Genomic DNA, 19068 nt, shown 5'->3' with positions numbered 1-19068 from the left:
TTGATACAATAGGGTCAAGCAAAAAGATTTATTTTTTTGTTTATTATTTTATAGGAAGGAGGTGGCAATATGGCTCCTGACCAGTGTATATTTGTGCCGATGATGTGCAATACAATATATGAAAAGAAGAAAATTTTTGCGCCTCGAATATACCGGGGGGGGGTATTTGTTCGACACTATTTTCTATTAATATAAGAAATCATTACTATAAATATAAAAAAAGATACAGCTATTACAGCATGCTGCCTGTTTTATATTCTCTGCTCCTTTCCTTGGGTAACCTGACATGCCGGTCAGGAACAAGGGAAATTAGTTCGTGAAATAAAAATTCATAAGTGTATTTCATGTAACAGGAGGAGAGAATCATGAATTTATCAGGGAAAAAATTGACGACGGCTATTTTAGCAGGCTTGATGGGTGCCACCATGTTCGGTGGCAGTGTATTTGCTGAAGTTACGGATCAGGAATTTAACGAAGTAAGACAAGGCGTTAATTCAAATACACAAAGAATTTCACAATTGGAAAATGCTCAATCGGCGGCAAAGGATTACTCCACGGATATTGCTGCTAATAAGACGGCTATTGCTGATGAAGCTACTGCCCGTACGGATGCCGATACGCAGCTGGATACCCGGATTACCAGCGTAAAGGAATATTTGGAAAATCAGACAGCAGCCAATTACGTCAGCAAGACCGATGCAGCGGTACAAGATGGTGCTGTTGCTAAAGCTGGCAATACCATTGGCGAAAATGTAACTAATCTGGATGGCGCCTTGGCCAAAGAAACGGCAGCCCGTATTGGTGCTGATGCTGCGCAGGATAAGGTTATCAAACAGGTCAATGATAATCTGGTAAGTTCTGTCAACACGATTAACAAGAACGTGGCTGATGGGTTCAATGCACTGAGTGCCGCAGACCAGACCTTACAGAAGAATATCGATGCAGAAGCAACTGCCCGTACGGATGCCGATACGAAGCTGGATACCCGGATTACCAACGTAAAGGAATATTTGGAAAATCAGACAGCAGCCAATTACGTCAGCAAGAGCGACGCAGCGGTACAAGATGGTGCTGTTGTTAAAGCTGATAAGACCATTGGTGAAAACGTAACCAACCTGGACGGCGCCTTGGCCAAAGAAACGGCAGCCCGTATTGGTGCCGATGCCGCACAGGATAAGGTTATCAAACAGGTCAATGACAATCTGGTAAGTTCTGTCAACACGATTAACAAGAACATTGGAACGATTACCGATCAGCTCAATAAAAACGATCTTGCTGAAGCTCAGGCCCGTGATGCTGCAGACCAGACCTTACAGAAAAATATCGATGCAGAAACAACAGCTCGCCAGACTGATGTTGCCAACCTTCAGAAAAATATTACCGACTCTTTAACTAACCAGGGTAAGATTAATGAAACGTTGACTACAGCCGTTCAGAATAACTCTAAGGCTATCGTTGATAGTGCAAAGAATTTGGAAAAACATCTTTCTGACACCGATGGCCGGGTAGATAAGGCAAATGCTGAAATCCATACAAATGCAGGCAACATTGCCCAGAATAAACAGGATATTGCTGATATTCAGAATACCTTGAAAGATGCAAATGCCCTTGCATCTGCCGATGCGACTAAAGCTGCTACGCAGGCAGCCAATGATGCTACGGCAGCTGCTAAAAATGCCAATGACGTTGCAGATGGATTGAAAGACCGGGTCGATTTGATTTCTAATAATCAGAATGTCACATCGGAAAGTGATTTGATTAAGAAAAATCAGTCTGTCGGTCAGAATCTCACTAATGTAGATACGGCTCTTCATAAGGAAATTGCAGATCGTATTGGTGCCGATGCCGCACAGGATAAAGTCATCAAACAGGTCAATGACAATCTGGTAAGCTCTGTCGATACGATTAACAAAAACATCGGTACGATTACCGATCAGCTGAATAAAAACGATCTTGCTGAAGCTCAGACTCGTGCAGCTGCAGATAAGACGTTGCAGGATAATATCGATGCAGAAGCTACTGCCCGTGATCAGGCCGTTGCACAGGAACGAGCTGAACGCAAGGGCGCTGATGCCGCACAGGATAAGGTTATCAAACAGGTCAATGACAATCTGGTAAGCTCTGTCGATACGATTAATAAAAACATCGGTACGATTACCGATCAGCTGAATAAAAACGATCTTGCTGAAGCTCAGACTCGTGCAGCTGCAGATAAGACGTTACAAGATAATATCGATGCAGAAGCTACTGCCCGTGATCAGGCCGTTGCACAGGAACGAGCTGAACGCAAGGGCGCTGATGCCGCACAGGATAAAGTCATCAAACAGGTCAATGACAATCTGGTAAGCTCTGTCGATACGATTAACAAAAACATCGGTACGATTACCGATCAGCTGAATAAAAACGATCTTGCTGAAGCTCAGACTCGTGCAGCTGCAGATAAGACGTTGCAAGATAATATCGATGCAGAAGCTACTGCCCGTGATCAGGCCGTTGCACAGGAACGAGCTGAACGCAAGGGCGCTGATGCCGCACAGGATAAAGTCATCAAACAGGTCAATGACAATCTGGTAAGTTCTGTCAACACGATTAACAAGAACGTAGCTGATGGATTCAATGCGCTGAGCGCCGTCGATCTGCAGGAAGCCCAGACCCGTGCAGCAGCAGACCAGACGCTGCAGAATCAGATTGCAAACAATGCACAGGCTATCGGCACGACGAAAGATGGCAACTATGTCAAGAGCAACAATAGCGTTGGCCAGAATCTGAATGCCCTGGATGAACAGGTAGGTCAGAACAGTGCTAATATTAATCAGTTGTTCAGCGATTACAGCTCCATGAAGACAGACATCAATAAAGTCGGTGCTCGTTCGGCTGCATTGGCCGGTCTCCATCCTCTCGACTTTGACCCGGCTAATAAACTCAACTTTGCTGTTGCTTCCGGTTCGTTTAAAGGAGAAAACAGCGTTGCTCTCGGCGCATTCTATCGCCCGAACGAAAATGTTATGTTCAGTGCTGCCAGCACTATGGGTGATTCCGACAATGCGTATACCTTTGGACTGAGCTTTAAGATTGGCCCGTCCTCGGCTAAGATAAAGACTACTTCGCCCGATGCGGAAGAACTGTACAAAGTTGTTGGTCAGTTACAGGATCAGTTAGCTGCTCAACAGAAAGAAATTGAACAGCTTAAAGCAGAAAAAGCTGCCAAATAACCTGTCGTAGCAGAAACAACAGTGGAAGTAAAATAGAATACACTACAAAGAACTAGAGCCTGTCATCTGACAGGCTCTAGTTCTTTGTATGCGGCATCGTAAGTACACATGCATCAGAATGGTAGTGACGACGCTTTTTATTCTTTTGTATCGGTAATTTTGTCTACGGAATAGCCGGCATTGACGACGGCTTTAAACATGGCTTTTTCATCGGCTTCATCGGTTACATGGACGGTAGCCCGTTTGTCCATAAGGCTGACTTTGGCTTTCACGACGCCAGGCACGGCTTCCAACGCTTCTTTTACGTGGGCCGCGCAATGGTCGCACATCATGCCGCTGATATAGATATATTTTTCTTTTCCTTCCTGACTGGAACCGAAAAGGTTACTGAAGAATCCCATGTATATCCCCTCCATATCTCGCATATGAGAATGAATTTTATTATATACATCTATTATACGGAAGAAATGGCAAAAATACAAGTCAATGCAATCCGGTGTTTGTCTTATGAGTCCTATAGCAGTGTGCGGATAGCGTCGGCAATGCGCGTGGCCACGTATGGATTGTTCATAGTGTAAATGTGGACACCGTCTACACCATTGGCCAGGAGATCTACTATCTGATCGATAGCATAGGCAATTCCGGCATCGCGCAGGGCGGTATTGTCATGACCGTACCGGGTCAGGATTTTCTGGAACTTCAGAGGAAGGGTAGCCCCGCAGAGAGTGACCATCCGTTCAATCTGTTTCTTGTTGGTTACGGGCATGATACCCGCTTCGATAGGAACGCGGATTCCAGCCTGGGTCGATTTGTCGAGGAAGTTGTAAAAATCGCGATTATCGAAGAAAAGCTGGGTGATGAGTTCGCTGGCACCGGCATCGACTTTGATCTTCAGATGGTCTATGTCTTCTGCCAGTGTTTTAGAATTGGGATGGCCTTCGGGATAGCATGCGCCGATGATATTGAATTCATCACCTGTCTGTTGACGGATGAAGGCGATGAGGTCACTGGCATGGGGAAATACGCATTTCGGTTCGATGCCGGGCGTTTTATCTCCGCGCAGGGCCAGAATATTTTCGATACGGTGTTCCCGTAATTTCTGCAATGTATCCAGTACTTCATCTTTGTCCAGGTTGATGCAGGGCAGATGGGCTGCCGTTTCGCAGTTCAGGCTTTTGATTTTGGAAGCGACTTCTACGGTGAGATTTCCTCCTTTGCCGCCGGCACCGCAGGTGACGCTGATAAAATCCGGATGGAGACCGCTCAGTTTTTCCAGTGTCGGATAGACCGTTTCAACGGGAATTTCTTTTTTTGGCGGAAAGACTTCAAAGGAAAAAACAGTTTTCTTAGAAAATAAATCACAAGTTTTCATCTACATACCCCTCGTCATGAAATAGTGTTATCAGAAGCTGGGAATAATAGCTCCGTTATATTTTTCTTCAATAAATTTCTTTACTTCCGGTGATTGCAGTGCTTTTGCCAGTTTCTGGATTTCCGGACGATTTTCATCACCGCGGCGTACGACCAGAACGTTGGCATAAGGCGAATCCTTGGATTCGGTGAATAAGGCATCCTGGAGCGGATTGAGTCCGGCTTCGAGAGCGTAATTGGTGTTGATAAGTGCGATATCTACATCATCCAGGGAACGGGGAATCTGGGCGGCATCGAGTTCGATGAACTGGAGGTTTTTGTCATTTTTTTCAACATCCTGCACGGTAGATGCGATACTGCCTCCGTTCTTCAGGCTGATCAGGCCGGCTGTCTGGAGTACGAGAAGTGCACGGCCACCGTTTGTAGGATCATTGGGGATGGCGACTTTGGCATTTTGTCCAAGCTGGGCCAGTTCCTTGATCTTATGGGAATAGATACCCATTGGTTCGACGTGGACCTTGCACAAGGCAACCAGGTCCGTACCGTGTTCACTGTTGAATTTTTCCATATAGGGTTCATGCTGATAGAAATTGGCGTCTAGTTCTTTATCCTGCAAGGCCAGATTCGGTTTGACATAATCTGTGAATTCGATAATGTTCAGGTCTACTCCTTCGGCGATGAGCATGGGCTTGATTTCTTTCAGGATTTCCCCATGTGGTACCGGTGATGCACCGACAGTGATTTTGACATTCTGAGATACTTCCCGGCCACCGACCGGTTTCTGTCCACCGCAGCCGGTCATGAGAACAACTGCAGTTCCTATAGCGATGGCAGCAGCGGTTATCCAGACTTTCCATTGTTTCATACTATCCCTCCTGTAATTTAAGGCCTCCAGAGGGCATAAAAAAGACTCTTTCCCGAAAGAGAAAGAGTGCAATGATTTTCTTTATCTCCCGGAATTTCTTCCGCAGGAATTGGCACCGTATTATCGGTTGCCGGGTTTCATAGGGCCCGTCCCTCCGCCGCTCTGGATAAATGTGTATACTGTCATAAGACAGTATGTAATGAAATTGTTGAAGCTATTTTACCATGATTGCGGAATTTGTCAAGGAAGAAAAAAGATTGGCTGATTTCTCTTGACTTTAAGGAAAAAAGCCGTATAATTACAATTAATCTACATAGCATTGTCGATGAACGAAACGAGTACGTGTACAGCGACAGCTACAGCGAGCCGATGGCAGTGAGAGTTCGGCGCCGGTCCGTACAGGGAATGGATTCGGGAGATGCGGCCTGAACGGTGACCAGTAGGGCTCGACGGTGTAGTTCCACCGCTATCAAAGAAACGTGTATCGCTCTTTTTGAGGGCCGTACATAGTGAGATGGGCTTTATAAGCCAATGTGGGTGGTACCGCGGAAGAATCAGACCTTTCGTCCCTTTAGAGGGATGAAAGGTTTTTTATTGTTTAAGAGAGGATGAACAGGAATGCTGGAAATGAGAGATGTGACGTTCCACTACACAGACGGTACACCTGTATTGGAACATATGAACCTGACGATTGGTACCGGTGAATTTATCGGCTTGGGCGGTCGCAACGGCTGTGGGAAGACGACGGTAACCCGCTTGCTCATGGGTCTTGAAAAACCCGTATCGGGAGATATTTTCCTCGATGGGAAAAGAATCAACGATGAAGAAGCGGCAGCCCGCAGTCCCTATATTGGATATGTATTCCAGCGGCCGGAACGGCAGATGTTCCGACCGACTGTGCGGCAGGAAGTAGCTTATGGACCGGAACAGCTGGGCCGCAGCCGTGAAGAGGTTGCATCGGCTGTTACAGCAGCGCTGCAGGCTACAGGGCTGGAACATCTGGCAGAAGCTTATCCACCCAATCTCAACCGGGGAGAAAAACAACGCGTTGCCATTGCGTCGGCCATTGCCATGCATACACAGTACCTTATCCTCGATGAACCGACGAGTGGCCAGGACAGTGCCGATAAAAAATCGCTCATGGCACTTTTGTCCCGGCTTCATCGGGATGGACTTACCATTCTTATCATCAGCCACGATATGGATATATTTGCCGAATACTGTCAGCGGGTCATCGTTATCGGACATCATACGAAAGCCTTTGACGGGACACCACAGGATTTGTTTACGAAAAGAGAAGACTTGTATGAATTAGGATTGAACCGGCCTGATGCCGTGACGTTGTCTCAGGCTGTAGCGGGACTTCCATATTGCAAGTCCGTTGATGAATTTACGGCAGCCATGCTGCAGCGTCTGGGAGGGAAATAAGATGAAACATTTTGTACCAGTAACAAAATTATTAGGCACTGTTGCTTTTTCGTTCTGGGCTCTCGTGCTGCACACGCCAGGCCCTCTGGCAGCCCTGGTCGTCATCGAACTAGTCCTTTTGGGCTTTACCGGCAATATAGCTCGCAACTTTAAGGCTGCCATGAGCCTGGCTGTCTTTGCTGTTTTCCTGGCAGTGGTACAACTTCTGGGAGGCGGTTCTCTCGAATCGGCTTACGTTACGGGACTTCGGATGCTGGCGATGACCATCGTATTTATCATCCTTCTCACGACAACGCGGCTGCAGGATTTGACAGCGGCGCTGGTCAAACAAATCCATATTCCATATGAATATGCGTTCATGTTTACAGCAGCACTGCGGTTTGTCCCCGATTTCATTGCCGAAAGCAAAACGGTTCAGGAGGCACAGGCCTGCCGGGGGCTTTCAACAAAAGGTAATGTCTTTAAGAAATGCATTCATTACATGGGTGTCATTCAGCCGTTGATGCTTAAATCCCTGGGGCGTTCAGAAACGATGGCGCTGAGCTTGGAATTACGGGGGTTTGGCAATAATGAACATAGCTTTATGGCAAATGTACGGCCAGCCGGCTGTGACTATGCCGTTATGGCTTTATTCGTGGGAGTGAGTGTACTTGTCGTGTATATGCGTATTTTTGGCATAGTCTGAGGGGGAACGGGAAATGAAACATATTGAAGATATCAGCACATTAGAATTTCATCACCGTCAGGGTGGACAATTCCGCTGGATTACCATTACGACGCTGATGCTGGCTATTGGTACTATCTTGCATCTCGTATCGCCAAGCGTTGGCGGTGTCACGCCAAACTGGACCATTGCAACGTACTGTGTGGCTATCTGCCTGACCAAACCGACCTATCGGCAGGCTCTGGGCATTGGCCTGGTAGCAGCACTGATCAACGTCCTTACCTCTAAATCAGGCTTTCCTTATGGCAATCTCATCAGTGAACCCATAGGAGCTCTGACTTGTGCTTTTCTGGTTAAGAATCTCGCTTTTCTGAAATTCCGCGGCCATTCGTGCCTGCCTGTCCTGACGGGCTTCGCGGCTACCTGTATGAGTGGCGGTGCTTTCGTCACGATTTTGAAATTTGCCTTAGGCCTGCCAAATAATGTTTATTTTACAGGCATGCTGCCGCTGGTTGTTATCGTCGGTGCACTCAATGCTGTAGTAACACCACTTATGTATTTTCCGGCTCTTCGCCTCTTCGTATCGCGGGGAATCCTCGATTCTCTGGAAGAACAGAGTGTCACTTCGGATCACAGCCAGTATGATTTGAAGCCGTCTGTCCCGGGACTTATTTCCATTGAACATCTGTCTTACACTTACAACAAACAGACGACGCCGGTCCTCGACGATGTGAGCCTGGCTGTGCATAAGGGAGATTTCCTTGTCATTACCGGCGAAAGCGGCAGTGGCAAGAGTTCCCTCTGTATGGCTATGACCGGTGCCATTCCTCATTACTTTGGCGGTGTCATGAAAGGCATGGTGTATGTGGACGGAAAGGCTACGACGCAGACAACCATTTCCCGTCTGGCCAGCCGTGTCGGTGCTATGCTTGACGATTATGACAGTCAGCTCGTGGCTATGACGGTGGAAGAAGAAATCGCCTTCAGCCTGGAAAATCAGGGTGTAGCACCGGATAAGATTGAAACGGCTATTACGGAGGTATTGGAAAAGGTTAAACTGACGCCGTACCGTACACGGCAGCTGACCAATTTATCCGGCGGACAGCGTCAGCGTCTGGTTATTGCCGGAGTGCTGGCGACCAATCCGGAAATCCTCGTATTCGATGAACCGACATCGGCTCTCGATCCGGAAGGAACCCATGATTTCTATGAACTGGTTCACGAATTGAATGTTCGTTACGGACATACTATCGTGGTTATTGAACATAATCTGGAAGCGGCCCTTCCTTATGCCAACCGGCTGGTGCTTCTCGACCATGGCCAGCTCCGGTCGGATGGAGATGTAGAAACGACACTCCGCTACATGTATGACCATGATATCTATGCGACAGCGGTACCGAAAGTGTTTGCCTGCCAGATGGATCTGGAAAAGGCGGGATATCAGTTTGATCAGCCATGGCTTTCTGTAGAAGCGGCAGTCCGGTCATTGCAGGATGCGGCACCGGCACTGGAACGGGCGGTGTAGCCATGCACCTTCTTTGTCTCGGTGACAGTCTGACTTATGGATACGATGTACCTCCGGAAAAGGGCTGGGTGAATCTCCTGTCGGATTCCCTGAAATGGGAAGTCGATAATCGCGGATTGTGCGGAGATACAACCTGGGGAATGCTGACACGGCTGCGCCGGCTTGCCTTGTCCGGGTACGACGCTTTTTTCCTCATGGGCGGATCTAATGATATACTGGAAGATATTCCGGTGCGGGGGATACAGGCTAATATAACGGCTATGATACGGCTTTTGCAAAAACAACATAAACCCGTTTATCTGGGCATTCCGCCCTGCACACGGCAGGAAAGCGCAGACTATGGCTGGCAGGCCCGGGAAGATGTAGATAGGCATAATGATATTTTATCAGATTACCGGATATGGCTTCTTCAACAGTGTCAGACAGAAGACCTCCATCCCATCGACTTCTATACAGTCCTGCAGAAATCACCGCATTACGCAGACGGTGTTCACCCTGATGAAACCGGCTATCGGCTTCTGGCAGATGCAGCCATATCGGCCATGAAGTTGGGATATTGAAACGTGTGGTATAACACCGATTATACCGACACACATATTGTTAAGAAAAATGAATCGCCAATGCAATGATTCCCTTTTGATTGCATTGGCGATTTTTTATAGTTCGATATTGCTGCATTCTTCTATCTTTATAGCTAAGGATAGTTTTTCATATGATTCTGGTTGCAAGAGATTGCATGATAAGAGGTGGCTAATCTGTTTCAGACGATACCGGATTGTATTTTTGTGCTGGCCTAGCTCGTCAGCCGTTTTGTCGATATTGCCACCACATCGTACGAATGATATAGCCGTTGTCATCAGGGCGGTATGATTTTCTGAGTCATAATCGCGGATAGGGTTTAAAATAGAAGAAGTAAAGTGCTGCATAGCGGGTTCGTGACAATAGGGAAGCAGAATGCTATGGATGCCTAACGTATCATACATTTGATAAGGGTGTGACAAATCTGTGTGGAAATAACTGCTGTAGATAGCTTCTTCTATACAGAGTTTTATTTTTCGTTCCCGGTAGTGGATAGAACTAACACCCATATGATACGAAACAGCCAGTGAGCCAACTGGTGTATCCAGAATTTGCTGGGCTAATTCGTCTGGCCGGGCATTTTTAAAGTTATGGGAAGAATAAATGTATAAAAGTCCGTTTTTGTATCGTAAAAGGGTATTATACGAGGTCAACAATCCTGCGTATTTGGCCGCAGATTCCATCTTCATATAGTCATTGGTAGTTAGTGGTGTATCAGAGCGGAAATACATGCAAAAGATATCAGGCTGCAAACAGGGGTTAATTTCCAGTTGTAGTTCTTTTTGTTGTTTGTCATGTTCGGGTAAAGTAATAATACGGGAAATAATGTGCTCAAATTTGTCGAAATCATAAAGAGACTGCAGCCGTTTGTAAATATTGATAATTATTTTTTCAAAATATTGTTCGGAGTTTTTTATAAGAATAATGGGAAAACCAGCCGAGTCGGCGAATCGTAATACATGGGGAGATAAAGGCAGACTATACACATTTTTTATAACAAGACCGCTACAATTGCGGTGATGCAAAAGCCGTATAGCGTCAATTAGACAGCCGGGATCTTCTTTAGCATATTGCAGACTGGATAAGATAAGCTGGTTGGGGATGAAACTTAATTTCGTGTATTTATTTTTTAATGTCCGGTCATATTCATAATCCAAAATTCCGCATGAGGTTATTTGATTGGAAATACCCGTAGCACCTGCAATGAGAGTAAAACCAGAGAACTCAGGATAATGCAGAATCTCAGCGATTGTTAATTTCAATAAAACCACCTCGTATATTTTGTATAAATAAATAAGATATATTTAGTATATCTGCATAAAAAAGAATCTGCAATATGAAAATGTGAAGAAATATACTCTAAAAAATTATATAAAAAAATAAAAGTATAAGAAAAAATTAGAAAATAATACAATAATCATATGTTGAATGCATTATTTATTTTATATAAAATTTATTTAGAAAACGATAGTAAATAAAAATGCTGAAGGGAGGAGTAATATGGTTGTTTTAAGCAAAAGAGCCCAAAACCTTCATCAAGGGGCTATCCGGGCCATGTTCGATAAAGCAGCAACTATGGATCGTGTTATCAGTATGGGCATTGGAGAGCCAGATATGGCAACACCTATGCCCATCTGCGAAGCTGCAGCTATGGCACTGCGGAATGGTCAGACACACTATACGCCGAATGCAGGGACATTAGAATGCCGGCGGGCTGTTTCTGAATGGGGCAGTATAAAAGAACTTCATTATGATCCTCAAACGGAGATTATTATCACGCCTGGAGGAATGGGAGCATTATCTTTGCTCTTGTCCGTTATTGTGGAAGATGGTGTTGAAATACTGATTCAGGATCCTCAATGGTTGAATTATGCCAGTCAGGTTCAATTTTTTGGAGGCATTCCAGTTTCTGTTTCTACGTGTGCAGAACGAGGGTTCGTCATTCAGGCGGAAGATATAGAGCACAAAATTACGGAAAAAACCAAAGCTCTTATGCTGAATTCACCTAATAATCCGACGGGAGCTGTCATTCCAGAAGAAGAACTTGGAAAAATTGCAGAAGTGGCTGTCCGCCACGATCTTCTCGTAATTTCCGATGAAGTATATGATACGCTGTATTATAAGGATAAGCCAGTCTCTATCAGTACTTTACCGGGAATGAAAGAAAGGACCGTTGTCATCAATAGCCTGTCTAAAGCATTTGCAATGACTGGATGGCGGATTGGTTTTGCTGCCGGACCTGCGGAAATCATTAGCAAAATGGTACCTGCCCAGGAAAATATCAGTGCTTGTGCCAATGCGCCAGCCCAGGCAGCAGCGGTGTATGCTTTACATCATCCTGAATTATCGGAAACATTGTGCACGATATTCAGGCAAAGGCGTAAGATTATCACGGACGGTCTGAATGCGATACCGGGGATTTCCTATGATGAACCTGCTGGAGCCTTTTATGTATTTCCCAATATCCAATCTTTCGGAATGACGAGTTCTGAATTCTGTAATCGCCTGTTGGAAGAAGAACATGTAGTCTGTATTCCTGGCAGTGCATTTGGACAGGCGGGGGAAGGGTACATGCGCATGGCCTATACGTGCAGTGAGGATGAGTTAGTGGAAGGATTGCAACGGATAAAACGCTTTTGTGAAACCATAAGGGGGAATCAGATATGAGTAGTGTATTCAGGTACATGAATCAACATTTTGCACTGTGTTTGTTTGGAGCGGTCATTGTTGGTATTGTTCTTTCTTTTGTCATGGGAGAGCAGGTCGTATTGTTGAAGCCTCTGGGTACTATTTTTACCAGACTTCTGGTTATGATCGTACCTGTATTGGTATTTTTTTCTATTGCGTCTTCCTTTGCGAACATCGGCGATGCTACCCGGATGAAACGGTGGGCTGGAAAAATTATTGGATGGTTTGTTCTTTCGATGCTGATAGCCACGTTTTTAGGCATTGCTATGGGGCTTATTTTTAAACCAGGTCTGGGCATTGAATTGCATTCTGCTGATTTTAAAGTGACAGAAATTACAGTTGATATGTTTATTAACTGGCTTCCTAAGAATTTTGTTGGCTGCATTGCAGAAGGAAATACTATCCAGATTGTGTTCTTATCCATTTTTGTAGGAATAGCTGTGGTCATGATGCCTGAAGGAAAATCTAAGACATTCCTGACTAATATTCTTTCGTCAAGTCAGGATTTGATCTTGCAGATTGTAAAAGGAATCATGTATTATGCGCCTATTGGGGTGGCGGCTTTAATGGCTACGTCTATAGGAGAATTAAAAGGTTCGTTTGTTTCTCAGATGGGTAGTTTTCTGGCGGCTTACAGCATTGCCTTTGTTCTGCAGGTAGCTATCGTATATTTCCTGCTTTTGTATGTTATTGGCAAAATTAATCCATTCCGCTTTACCAGAAAAATGTTTCCTGCGCTGATTACCGCTTTTACAACGACCAGTTCGGCGGCTACTCTGCCTGTAAACCTCCGTTGTGTCAAAGAAATGGGAGTCGATAAGGAAATGACAGACTTTGGCCTTCCCCTGGGAGTTACATTTAATATGGATTCAATGGGGATTGAAATCCCTCTGTATATCATGTTAGGGATGTATGCTGTAGGAACCGCACCTACTATTGGGCAGCTTTTCCTTTTTGTTATCATGGGGATAGCCTTTTCGATAGGTTGTGCCGGTGTTCCAGGTGGTGGACTGGCCATTGCCGTCATTCTGGTTAATGCGTTCGGATTGCCGACAGAAGTTGTTGCCTGGATTGCAGCAGTATTCTTCTATCTGGACATTACAGGAACGCCTATGAATATATGGGGAGATGCAGTTTGCACGGCTATTGTAGCAAGCAAAGAGGGTAAAATTGATTGGGATAAAATGAATTCTTAAGTTTTGATTGTAAAGAGCCGGTACATGCCTGTGCCGGCTCTTTTGAAAATCAGATATGATAGAAATGCGTTTCTTTCATGGACAAGTCTGGTTGTACCATGCTACAATGCAAGTAGTGGTATGGTGCAGAAAGGGTGATGATATGTATATTGCAACGATTGATGGAGGGACGAGTAATACCCGCGTTTTTGTCTGGCATGATGGCATCATTGCCGGACAGGCAAAGGCGGCTGTTGGTGTGCGTAATACGGCTATGGATGGGACGAATCAGAGATTGCAGGAAGCTGTCCGGGATACTTTGGCTGAGGCGGCCCGCATGGCGGGTGTTGCAACTGGTGATATATCGATCGTATTGGCAGCGGGAATGCTGACGAGTAATGTGGGACTGTGCGATATTCCTCATGTGACAGCGCCAGTCAGTCTCGAAGGGCTGGCTCAGGCCATGGTAGTCAAAGAATTGCCTGCTATATGCCAGCAGCCACTATGGTTTGTCCCCGGTGTACGGAACTGTGATCCGGCAACGCTCACTCCGGATCAGAGTATCGATATGGATATGATGCGTGGCGAAGAAGTAGAAGCGGCCGGTCTATTGGCACAAGCGGCTCCTGAGGGAAAAGCCGTATTCGTCCTGCCGGGCTCACATAATAAATATGTTATGATTGATGAACAGCAGCGTATACAGGGATGCCTGACAACGTTATATGGCGAACTGCTTCATTCCCTGACATTTGATACCATACTGGCCGATACACTGAACCGGTCATTTGCATCAGAATTTCTGGCAGGACCATTCCGGAAGGGCGTCAGTGATTATTATCAGATGGGACTTTTACATGGTGCTTTTATGACGCGAATCCTTGGGATGTTCTGTCATTATACGGCACAGGAAGCGCAGAATTATCTCCTTGGGCTGCTCATGGCGGATGATATGACGGCACTGAAGAGAAGCCGGATTTTTGCCGGATTGGAAAAAGCCATCTTTGTCGTAGCCGGTAATACGGTCATGCAAAAAGCCTACGAGGCAATCCTGAAAAAAGATGGTTATCAGGTCGTGCTGGCCGCAGAAGAACAGCAACAGGCCTTATCTGGCCGGGGCGCCCTTTATCTGGCTGGTTTGCGCGGACTGCTTTAAGGGAAAGGAGAATGGATATGAGTTTATTGCAAGACATGCTGGATGCTAAAATTATTTCTATTATCCGCGGCGTTGCCAGTCAGGATATTGTGCCAGCTGTAGAAGCTCTGCAGCACGGGGGCGTGCGCTTTGTCGAAGTGACCTACCGGCCTGGTGATGAAGAAGCCTGCAAGGATACGCTGCGGAGTATTGCTATCCTGCAAAAACAGTTTGGCGGCCGGATGCATATTGGCGCCGGTACCGTCCTTTCTGTAGAGCAGGTAGAAGATGCGGCACAGGCCGGAGCCGAATTCATCATTTCACCGAATACGAATACGGATGTCATCCGGTATACTAAGCAGAAAGGCCTGATTTCACTGCCTGGAGCTTATACGCCGACAGAAGCCGAAACGGCCTGGGAAGCCGGGGCCGATATTGTCAAAATTTTCCCGGCCGGTAATCTGGGACCTTCGTATTTCAAAGCCGTCAAAGCGTCTTTATCCCAATTGCGCTTATCGGCTGTTGGCGGCGTATCGGAACATAATATTGGAGATTTTCTGGCGGCTGGCGTAGATTCCTTTGGTATTGGCAGCAATCTGGTCAGTGTTGACCGGGTGCGCCGCAGAGATTTTGACGAAATTGAGAAAGCTGCCGCCTTTTATACAAATGCTGTGCGATAAGGAGGAAATAGACATGAGTTATATGGATATGTTTTCCCTGAAAGGAAAAGTCGCTCTCGTTACTGGCGGGTCATATGGCATAGGGTTTGCCATTGCCAGAGCCTATGCCCGGGCTGGAGCCCGCATCGCCTTTAATTGCCGCAGCCAGGAACATCTGGACATGGCCATGACTGCCTATGAAAAAGAAGGAATTGAGGCCCAAGGGTATATTTGTGACGTGACAGATACAGAGAAAGTCCGGGATATGGTAGCAGATATTGACGCCAGCCTGGGGACCATTGATATCCTCGTCAATAATGCCGGCATCATCAAGCGGATTCCTATGTGTGATATGGATGAAGCGGATTTCCGCCAGGTCATCGATATCGACCTCGTCGCACCGTTCATCGTATCCAAAGCGGTTATCCCCGGCATGATTGCCAAAGGTGAAGGAAAAATCATCAATATCTGCTCTATGATGAGCGAACTGGGCCGGGAAACGGTATCGGCTTATGCGGCTGCCAAAGGCGGTCTCAAGATGCTGACCCGTAATATCTGTTCGGAATTTGGCGGAGCCAATATCCAGTGCAACGGCATTGGCCCGGGATATATTGCAACGCCCCAGACTGCCCCACTCCGGCAGCGGCAGTCTGATGGTTCCCGTCACCCTTTTGATGCCTTCATTGTTTCCAAGACGCCGGCAGGCCGGTGGGGGACTACGGAAGATTTGGAAGGACCGGCTATTTTCCTGGCCTCGCATGCTTCCGACTTTGTAAATGGGCATATTCTTTATGTTGATGGGGGAATCCTTGCCTATATTGGCAAACAGCCATAAGGTGTGGCTGCATAGAAAAACGAGGATGTGACAAAATGATTTTGACAGAGCATTTTGTTACATCCCCGGTATATAAAGGCTAAGAGAGTGAGACACGTTTAAAATGAAGTGTTTCACTCTTTTTTTGTCTGGAAGCTTTCACGTTCTACAAGGATAGCACTGAATTCTGTGCGGACAGGGACAGGCTGATCCTGTCCGGAGAGAAGCTGGGTCATGGACTGGACGGCGCTGGCACACAGGCTGTCCAGCCTGTTGTCGATACTGCTCAGGGTAGGAGTGGCGCAGGTGGCAAGGATGGAATTGTTCCAGCCGATGACTGGTACATACCGGCCGTTTTCCAGGGCAGCTCTTTGTGCTCCGACGGCAAGAATGTCTTCTGATGTGACAATCGCATCGAAAGGAACATTGCGGGAGACAAGGTTTTCAATCGCTTTTTCAGCACCTTCCAGGTTGAGAGAAACTTGCTGGATGAGTGCCGGATTTTCTTTTATGCCCAGTTCTTTCAATCCCTGACGCAGGCCCTGCAGTTTATGACGGCCACTGTAGGTGCGGACATCGTACAGATAGGCGATGTGCCGGCAGTGTTGTCTGGCAAGCGTGTGGACAAGACGCCGCATGCCTTCTGCTTCGTTACAAACGATGCTATAAATGCCAGGCTGGTGGTAATCGCAGTTGATGGTGAGAACCGGAATTTTGCCGGCAGCTGCAGTAAGGGCTGCAATATCAGGCTCTGAAGAAAAGACGGTGCCTACTGTAATCAGGCCGTCGACATGCTTATTGACCAGACCGGTGATATATGGGCTGTTATGACCTGTATTGGGGCCTGTGCAGGAGAGCATGATATCGAAGTGGTGCTGCCTCATTCCGTCTTCGATGAGGGATACGGCACGGGCAAAAAAAGCATCGGTCAGACTGGTACAGAGAACACCGACGATTTTCATAGAGTCCAGACCCAGACCGCGGGCAAACGGATTAGGTGTATAACCCATGTCCTTTATGGCATCCAGCACGATGCGGCGCGTTTTTTCGCTGACCCGGCTGTTGCCATTAAGGACCCGCGACACGGTGGCAATAGATACATGACATTTTTTTGCTATATCATAGATGGTTACGTTCATATCCGACATAGGAGAACCTCTCTATCATCATGAAAAATCCTATATTTACATTGAGTATAGCATAAAATGAGAAAGAGAGTAAATACATATCGTGAAAGTGGTTACACAAAAAATACAGAAGCATTGCATTATACTAACTAGATGGAAAATGCGTGCATGTATCATAAGAAATAAGCTTTGCTACCGGATTTTTCAGGATATAATTGATGAAAAAGTGATGTTTTGATGAGTTTAAGTTAATAAAAAACATAAATTATATCTATTTCGCATGAACATTGACAGACCGGTGGAGGCATGTTACATTTCTCTATGTAATAAATTATTGTAAGCGCTTACACAAAAATAGAGAGGGTGTGGCACGACGATGACAGAATTTATGACGGAAGATTTCCTGCTCCATTCCCGTACGGCGCGGCAGCTCTATCATGGATATGCCGAAACGGAACCTATTGTAGATTATCATTGTCATATTTCTCCCCGGGATATCGCTGAAAATCACCGCTTTTCCAGTATTACCGAAGCCTGGCTGGGTGGTGATCATTACAAATGGCGGCTCATGAGGGCCTGCGGGATACCTGAGCGGGATGTGACCGGTGAGGAAAGTGATTTAGAAAAATTCACAGCTTATGCGAAAGCGCTTTCTCGTGCGCCGGGCAATCCACTGTATCATTGGAGTCACCTGGAATTACGGCGCTATTTTGGCTGCCGGCAGGTATTATCAGAGCAGACGGCTCCGGATATCTTCCATCATTGTCAGGAAATACTGGAATGTGATGATAGTCTGCGCGTGCAGGGGCTTCTCCAAAAATCCCGGGTACGGGTCCTGTGCACGACAGACGATCCGGCTGATGATCTTCATTGGCATCAGGTGCTTCACGATAGCCAGTTCCATTCTGCCCGGGTCGTACCGGCGATGCGCCCTGACAGGCTGATGCACATTGAAGGAGATGATTTTTCTTCTTATGTGGAACAGCTGGGGGAATCGGCAGATATGACGATTCATACGTTTGCCGATATGTGCGATGCATTGAAGCGGCGGATGGATGTATTTGCTGAAATGGGCTGCCGGGCAGCCGACCACGCTCTGGATGAAGTCGTCTATCAGCCTGTGCCGGCGGCTTCGCTGGAACGTATTTTCCAAAAAGGACTGAGTCATAAAACTATCTCTTCAGATGAACGGGAACAGTATCTTACAGGCCTTCTCCTATTCCTGGCTGGTGAATACCGGCACCGGGGATGGGTCATGGAACTCCATATGGGGGCTCTTCGCAACGTCTATACCGATATGTACCGGCGTTTCGGGGCTGATACCGGGTACGATGCGATTGGCCGGTGCTGCAATATTGAAAAATTAGCCCGCTTCCTGGATCACCTGGAACGGGAAGGCAGTTTGCCGAAGACTATTTTATTTTCAGCGTCACCGTATGATTTGATGGCTCTTACGGTTCTGGGAGCATCTTTTCCCAAAGAAGGGATTGCGTCCCGTATCCAGCCGGGCGTTCCCTGGTGGTTCAACGATACGAAACAGGGGCTCCTCGACTATCTGACGATTGTATCGGAAGAAACCGTATTAGGTAATATGGTGGGGATGCTGACCGATTCCCGGTCGTTCTTATCGTATCCGCGTCATGAGTATTTCCGGCGTATTCTTTGTGACTGGCTGGGGAATCTAGTGGAATGCGGGGAATTTCCTGATGACGAAGCACAGCTGGCGTCGCTCATCCACCGGCTCTGTTATGGAAATGCCATATCGTTTTTCCAGTTTCCCTGTCAGTAAGGGGTTGCTTTTGCCTGTTATACTTTTACTATTTTAGTTT

General features: G+C 46.5%; 16 protein-coding genes and 1 riboswitch. Of the genes, 11 read left to right on the top strand and 5 right to left on the bottom strand.

The genetic code is table 11. The features are described from left to right. Positions 1-365 precede the first annotated feature (365 nt). Positions 366-3212 carry a YadA-like family protein gene (locus ACGTIC_RS13080; protein ID WP_394522340.1) on the top strand — a complete coding sequence of 949 codons (2847 nt, stop codon included), beginning with the start codon at positions 366-368 and terminating at the stop codon, positions 3210-3212. A 137-nt stretch (positions 3213-3349) separates the two neighbouring features. Here the strand turns inward: ACGTIC_RS13080 and ACGTIC_RS13075 are convergent, their stop codons facing one another. The 3 genes from ACGTIC_RS13075 to ACGTIC_RS13065 all read right to left on the bottom strand — a co-directional run bounded on the left by ACGTIC_RS13075 (position 3350) and on the right by ACGTIC_RS13065 (position 5448). Further along, complete coding sequence (locus tag ACGTIC_RS13075; RefSeq protein WP_059075671.1) at positions 3350-3613, bottom strand: heavy-metal-associated domain-containing protein; 264 nt, start codon at positions 3611-3613, stop codon at positions 3350-3352. A gap of 113 nt (positions 3614-3726) precedes the next feature. After that, positions 3727-4584: a methylenetetrahydrofolate reductase [NAD(P)H] gene (metF, locus tag ACGTIC_RS13070; RefSeq protein ID WP_113856269.1), complete on the bottom strand. Its 858-nt coding sequence runs from the start codon at positions 4582-4584 to the stop codon at positions 3727-3729. Positions 4585-4614: 30 nt separating this feature from the next. Then, positions 4615-5448, bottom strand: coding sequence for a MetQ/NlpA family ABC transporter substrate-binding protein (locus ACGTIC_RS13065; RefSeq protein WP_113856268.1), 834 nt, complete (start codon positions 5446-5448; stop codon positions 4615-4617). A 78-nt stretch (positions 5449-5526) separates the two neighbouring features. Continuing rightward, positions 5527-5621: riboswitch (SAM riboswitch) on the bottom strand. 445 nt (positions 5622-6066) lie between these two features. Here ACGTIC_RS13065 and ACGTIC_RS13060 point away from each other — a divergent pair. From ACGTIC_RS13060 to ACGTIC_RS13045, 4 genes are read left to right on the top strand one after another with little or no spacing between them, the layout of a single operon-like run. Next, complete coding sequence (locus ACGTIC_RS13060) at positions 6067-6876, top strand: energy-coupling factor ABC transporter ATP-binding protein (protein WP_059075674.1); 810 nt, start codon at positions 6067-6069, stop codon at positions 6874-6876. A 1-nt stretch (position 6877) separates the two neighbouring features. Then, positions 6878-7561, top strand: coding sequence for an energy-coupling factor transporter transmembrane component T (locus ACGTIC_RS13055; protein ID WP_075581510.1), 684 nt, complete (start codon positions 6878-6880; stop codon positions 7559-7561). A gap of 13 nt (positions 7562-7574) precedes the next feature. Next, positions 7575-9065: a tryptophan transporter gene (locus ACGTIC_RS13050; RefSeq protein WP_059075676.1), complete on the top strand. Its 1491-nt coding sequence runs from the start codon at positions 7575-7577 to the stop codon at positions 9063-9065. Next, positions 8996-9625: a GDSL-type esterase/lipase family protein gene (locus ACGTIC_RS13045; RefSeq protein WP_257536547.1), complete on the top strand. Its 630-nt coding sequence runs from the start codon at positions 8996-8998 to the stop codon at positions 9623-9625. The genes ACGTIC_RS13050 and ACGTIC_RS13045 overlap by 70 nt, the downstream gene beginning before the upstream one ends. A gap of 96 nt (positions 9626-9721) precedes the next feature. On the opposite strand, the gene ACGTIC_RS13040 is transcribed toward ACGTIC_RS13045, so the two are convergent. Continuing rightward, positions 9722-10906 carry a PucR family transcriptional regulator gene (locus ACGTIC_RS13040; RefSeq protein WP_162816286.1) on the bottom strand — a complete coding sequence of 395 codons (1185 nt, stop codon included), beginning with the start codon at positions 10904-10906 and terminating at the stop codon, positions 9722-9724. A gap of 238 nt (positions 10907-11144) precedes the next feature. Here ACGTIC_RS13040 and ACGTIC_RS13035 point away from each other — a divergent pair, with 238 nt between their 5' ends. From ACGTIC_RS13035 to ACGTIC_RS13015, 5 genes are all read left to right on the top strand, one after another. Then, entirely contained in the window at positions 11145-12311 is a 1167-nt protein-coding gene (locus tag ACGTIC_RS13035; protein WP_113856265.1) for a pyridoxal phosphate-dependent aminotransferase, read from the top strand. Further along, positions 12308-13528, top strand: a complete 1221-nt coding sequence (locus tag ACGTIC_RS13030; protein ID WP_059075680.1) for a dicarboxylate/amino acid:cation symporter — start codon at positions 12308-12310, stop codon at positions 13526-13528. The genes ACGTIC_RS13035 and ACGTIC_RS13030 overlap by 4 nt, the downstream gene beginning before the upstream one ends. A gap of 142 nt (positions 13529-13670) precedes the next feature. Further along, positions 13671-14660 carry a 2-dehydro-3-deoxygalactonokinase gene (locus ACGTIC_RS13025; protein ID WP_059075681.1) on the top strand — a complete coding sequence of 330 codons (990 nt, stop codon included), beginning with the start codon at positions 13671-13673 and terminating at the stop codon, positions 14658-14660. Positions 14661-14677: 17 nt separating this feature from the next. After that, entirely contained in the window at positions 14678-15319 is a 642-nt protein-coding gene (locus ACGTIC_RS13020; RefSeq protein WP_159897713.1) for a bifunctional 4-hydroxy-2-oxoglutarate aldolase/2-dehydro-3-deoxy-phosphogluconate aldolase, read from the top strand. Between the two features lie 13 nt (positions 15320-15332). Next, positions 15333-16133 (top strand): gluconate 5-dehydrogenase, encoded by an 801-nt coding sequence (locus ACGTIC_RS13015; protein WP_075581507.1) that lies wholly within the window; start codon positions 15333-15335, stop codon positions 16131-16133. Positions 16134-16246: 113 nt separating this feature from the next. On the opposite strand, the gene ACGTIC_RS13010 is transcribed toward ACGTIC_RS13015, so the two are convergent. Continuing rightward, entirely contained in the window at positions 16247-17260 is a 1014-nt protein-coding gene (locus tag ACGTIC_RS13010) for a LacI family DNA-binding transcriptional regulator (protein ID WP_234995333.1), read from the bottom strand. Positions 17261-17615: 355 nt separating this feature from the next. Between ACGTIC_RS13010 and uxaC the strand changes: the two genes are divergently transcribed. Then, a complete protein-coding gene (gene uxaC / locus ACGTIC_RS13005; protein ID WP_113856263.1) occupies positions 17616-19028 on the top strand; it encodes a glucuronate isomerase in 1413 nt (470 codons plus the stop codon). The last annotated feature ends 40 nt before the right edge of the window (positions 19029-19068 follow it).

The organism is Megasphaera hexanoica (genome assembly GCF_043520715.1).
GTDB lineage: Bacteria > Bacillota > Negativicutes > Veillonellales > Megasphaeraceae > Megasphaera > Megasphaera hexanoica.
This window is presented reverse-complemented; position numbering and strand designations above follow the sequence as displayed.

Bases quoted from the DNA above. Each gene is read 5' to 3' on its own strand.
- metF (WP_113856269.1), bottom strand. From the start codon at position 4,584: ATGAAAACTTGTGATTTATTTTCTAAGAAAACTGTTTTTTCCTTTGAA.
- ACGTIC_RS13030 (WP_059075680.1), top strand. From the start codon at position 12,308: ATGAGTAGTGTATTCAGGTACATGAATCAACATTTTGCACTGTGTTTG.
- ACGTIC_RS13035 (WP_113856265.1), top strand. From the start codon at position 11,145: ATGGTTGTTTTAAGCAAAAGAGCCCAAAACCTTCATCAAGGGGCTATC.
- ACGTIC_RS13010 (WP_234995333.1), bottom strand. From the start codon at position 17,260: ATGTCGGATATGAACGTAACCATCTATGATATAGCAAAAAAATGTCAT.
- ACGTIC_RS13020 (WP_159897713.1), top strand. From the start codon at position 14,678: ATGAGTTTATTGCAAGACATGCTGGATGCTAAAATTATTTCTATTATC.
- ACGTIC_RS13025 (WP_059075681.1), top strand. From the start codon at position 13,671: ATGTATATTGCAACGATTGATGGAGGGACGAGTAATACCCGCGTTTTT.
- uxaC (WP_113856263.1), top strand. From the start codon at position 17,616: ATGACAGAATTTATGACGGAAGATTTCCTGCTCCATTCCCGTACGGCG.
- ACGTIC_RS13050 (WP_059075676.1), top strand. From the start codon at position 7,575: ATGAAACATATTGAAGATATCAGCACATTAGAATTTCATCACCGTCAG.
- ACGTIC_RS13015 (WP_075581507.1), top strand. From the start codon at position 15,333: ATGAGTTATATGGATATGTTTTCCCTGAAAGGAAAAGTCGCTCTCGTT.
- ACGTIC_RS13080 (WP_394522340.1), top strand. From the start codon at position 366: ATGAATTTATCAGGGAAAAAATTGACGACGGCTATTTTAGCAGGCTTG.
- ACGTIC_RS13060 (WP_059075674.1), top strand. From the start codon at position 6,067: ATGCTGGAAATGAGAGATGTGACGTTCCACTACACAGACGGTACACCT.
- ACGTIC_RS13075 (WP_059075671.1), bottom strand. From the start codon at position 3,613: ATGGGATTCTTCAGTAACCTTTTCGGTTCCAGTCAGGAAGGAAAAGAA.
- ACGTIC_RS13065 (WP_113856268.1), bottom strand. From the start codon at position 5,448: ATGAAACAATGGAAAGTCTGGATAACCGCTGCTGCCATCGCTATAGGA.
- ACGTIC_RS13045 (WP_257536547.1), top strand. From the start codon at position 8,996: ATGGCTTTCTGTAGAAGCGGCAGTCCGGTCATTGCAGGATGCGGCACC.
- ACGTIC_RS13055 (WP_075581510.1), top strand. From the start codon at position 6,878: ATGAAACATTTTGTACCAGTAACAAAATTATTAGGCACTGTTGCTTTT.